Here is a 2831-nt window from a genome sequence, read left to right on the forward strand (position 1 = left end):
GGCGTCGCGGGACCCGATCTCCATGGCGTCCGGCGCGCCCGCCGCCTCCTGCGGACGGCCCGGCCCCTCCCCCTCGGGAGCCGGCCCGGATCCCTCGGTCTGGGCCCTGCGCATCGTCACGTCCATCCGGGACAGGTCCGGTCCCAGTGCGGTGACCCGCATCTCCAGATCCCGCTGGATCCTGCCCTCCTTCTCGTACTCGTTGGTCAGCAGGCGGCCCTGGACGATGATGCCGTCGCCCTTGACCAGCGTCCCGGACGCCCGCTGGCCCAGCCTGCCCCAACAATTGGCCGAGAAGTACAGCGTGCCGCCCGTCTTCCACTCCCCGGTGTCGCGGTCCTGGTAGCGGGTGTTGCTGGCCACCCGGAAGGAGAGGACCGAGTCCTCGCCGACCCGGCGGGTGGTGGGGGCGGTGATCACGGTTCCGCGGACGGTGGTGTGGGTCTCGTTCATGGTCTCGCTCCTGTCACACTCGGGCCGACCGTGCGTCGGCCTCGTGCCCCAGAGCGTGCCCCACCTCGTCGTCGTCGAATCCCGGTCGCGCCGCTCGCGGCGCCCGGTCTGTGGAGGGACGGGCAGGGTGTGCAGAAGCGGGCCGCCGACGACGAGGTGGTCGCCCCTCAGGACTTGCGGTCCGCCCGGGACATCGCGCTGAGCATCTCGTTGTAGGCCTTGAGCTCGGCGTCGTCGTCACGCTCGGCCTGGCGCTCGCCGCGCCGGGCGTCCCGCATGTCGCTCTGGTACCACTGCCACGCCAGGGCCAACATGACGATGAACAGCGGGATCTCCCCCGCCGCCCACGCGACTCCGCCGCCGACCTGCTGGCTCTGAAGGAGATCCGGGATCCAGGGCAGTCCGATCCCGCCGTACCAGTTCTCGGCGAGCACGGTCTTGTAGTTCATGAGCATGATGCCGAAGAAGGCGTGGAACGGCAGCGAGCTGAGCAGCACCATGAGCTTGTAGAGCGGCGAGAAGTGCCGCGGTGCGGCGTCGACACCGATGATCACCCAGTAGAACAGGTACCCACTGATGAGGAAGTGCACGTTCATGAACATGTGGCCCAGATGTTCTGAGGCCAGGCCCTCGTAGAACCCGCCGAAGTAGATGATGTAGAAACCCGCCACGAACTGCACGGAGGCCACGATCGGGTGGGTGAGGAAGCGGGACAGGGGGTTGTTGATGAACTCGACGATCCACTCACGGGGCCCGGGCGGGTTCCCACGCCCCGCGGCCGGGAGCGCCCGCAACGCCAGGGTCAGCGGCCCGCCGAGTGCGAGGAGCACCGGCACGAGCATCGAGATGAGCATGTGCCCCACCATGTGGCTGGCGAAGTCGGCCATCATGTACATCCCCATGCCAGAACTGGTGGTGAGGAACAGGATCACGCAGCCGAGCACCCAGGCCACGGTTCGGCCCACCGGCCAGGTGTCACCGCGGCGACGCAGTGTGATCAGGCCCCACACGTACAGGCTCAGCAGGATGACCGCGGCCAGGCCCAGCACCAGGTCGAAGCGCCACACCCCGAACACGGTGCCGAGTGAGAACGGCCCGGGGAGCTCGAAGCCCAGGAGCGCCTCCTGGCGAGTGGGCACGTACAGCGGCGCCGGCGGCGGGGTGCGACCGAGCGAGACCGAGAGCCCGATCGTGCCCGCCATCACCACGGATTCGACCAGCGCTATCCGCACCAGGGTCGGCCGGTCGACGGGAGCGTTTGCCGATCTGGACTCGATCCTGGCGATGATCCGGCGGCGGATGGCCAGGCCGAACAGCGCGAGCAGGACCAGCAGGAGCGCCTTGGACACCACGAGCAGCCCGTAGGTGGAGGAGAACAGGTCGGCCGGGTGCAGCCGCACGAGCGCGTTGATGATGCCGGAGAACCCGAGCGCGATGATCGCGATGGTCGCCACCACCGAGTAGCGGCGCAGGGCCAGGGCCACGCGGGAGCCGCCCCGCATGGTGTGGGCCAGCACGGCGACCAGCCCGCCCACGTAGAACGCGGCGGCGAACAGGTGGATGATCAGCGAGTTGGTGGCGATGTCGTGCGCGGTGCTCCCTGAGGCGTGCCCCGTGGCCGCCACCGGCAGGAGCGAGAGCACCGACACGCCCAACCAGATCACCGACCAGCGCCAGCTCACGGTGAGCCGCTGACCGATCCCGGCCACCAGCGCGATCACCGCCGCCCACCGCCAGGACGAGGCCACGTCGATCTGGTTGATCGCCACGATCCACTGGTCCGGGGGCAGCGCCGCCCAGAACGTGCGGCCGGAGACGTCCGACAGGGTCAGCGGGATGAGCAGAGCCGCGGCCACCGCCCACGAGATGTTGGCCCACGAGGAGATCCGCTGCGATCGGTACCCGTCCACGTCGAGGGTCTTGTCCTTCTGGGGCGGGGTGAAGAACGCCGCGAACAGGGCCGTCCCCACCGCCACCGCGGCGAGCAGCTCGCCCACCGCTCGGACCGCCGGGAGCCCGGCCGTGGTGAGAACGCCCGGGTCCGGGACGCCCACCAGCGCGAGCGCCACCTCCGTGGACATGCCCGACAGCGGGATCACCACCGCGGCGGCCACCACCGCGAGCAGGATCACGACGGGCACCACGCTGCGGGTCGTGAGCGTTCCGGCGCGGGCGGGTGTCGACTTGGACGACGTCATGGCCACCATCGTATTAACCCGATCGCCACGGGCCGATTCGCGGCTGCGGCGCACACCCCCGGATCGGCTATCATCCTTCCGGCGACGCCGGACGCGGGCGTCGCAGGCCTCCGTAGCTCAGTGGATAGAGCATCCGGTTTCTACCCGGCTGGTCAGGGGTTCGAATCCTCTCGGGGGCGC

The 2831-nt window shown here is 69.7% G+C and carries 2 protein-coding genes and 1 tRNA gene; 1 reads left to right on the forward strand and 2 read right to left on the reverse strand.

Annotated features, from left to right (window positions below):
- Together G6019_RS06450 and G6019_RS06455 are read right to left on the reverse strand one after the other, a co-directional pair.
- On the reverse strand, positions 1–453 hold a 453-nt coding region (locus G6019_RS06450; protein ID WP_182627229.1), incomplete at its 3' end, for a single-stranded DNA-binding protein.
- A gap of 167 nt (positions 454–620) precedes the next feature.
- Positions 621–2651 carry a cytochrome c oxidase assembly protein gene (locus tag G6019_RS06455; protein ID WP_107758019.1) on the reverse strand — a complete coding sequence of 677 codons (2031 nt, stop codon included), beginning with the start codon at positions 2649–2651 and terminating at the stop codon, positions 621–623.
- A gap of 106 nt (positions 2652–2757) precedes the next feature.
- Between G6019_RS06455 and G6019_RS06460 the strand changes: the two genes are divergently transcribed.
- Positions 2758–2830: transfer RNA gene (locus tag G6019_RS06460), tRNA-Arg, on the forward strand.
- Position 2831: the final 1 nt, after the last annotated feature.

The sequence above is a fragment of the Dietzia sp. DQ12-76 genome (assembly GCF_014145045.1).
Taxonomy (GTDB): Bacteria; Actinomycetota; Actinomycetes; order Mycobacteriales; family Mycobacteriaceae; genus Dietzia.

What these genes read in the sequence shown, in the direction of transcription:
- G6019_RS06455 (WP_107758019.1), bottom strand. Translation starts at nt 2,651, where the DNA reads ATGACGTCGTCCAAGTCGACACCCGCCCGCGCCGGAACGCTCACGACC.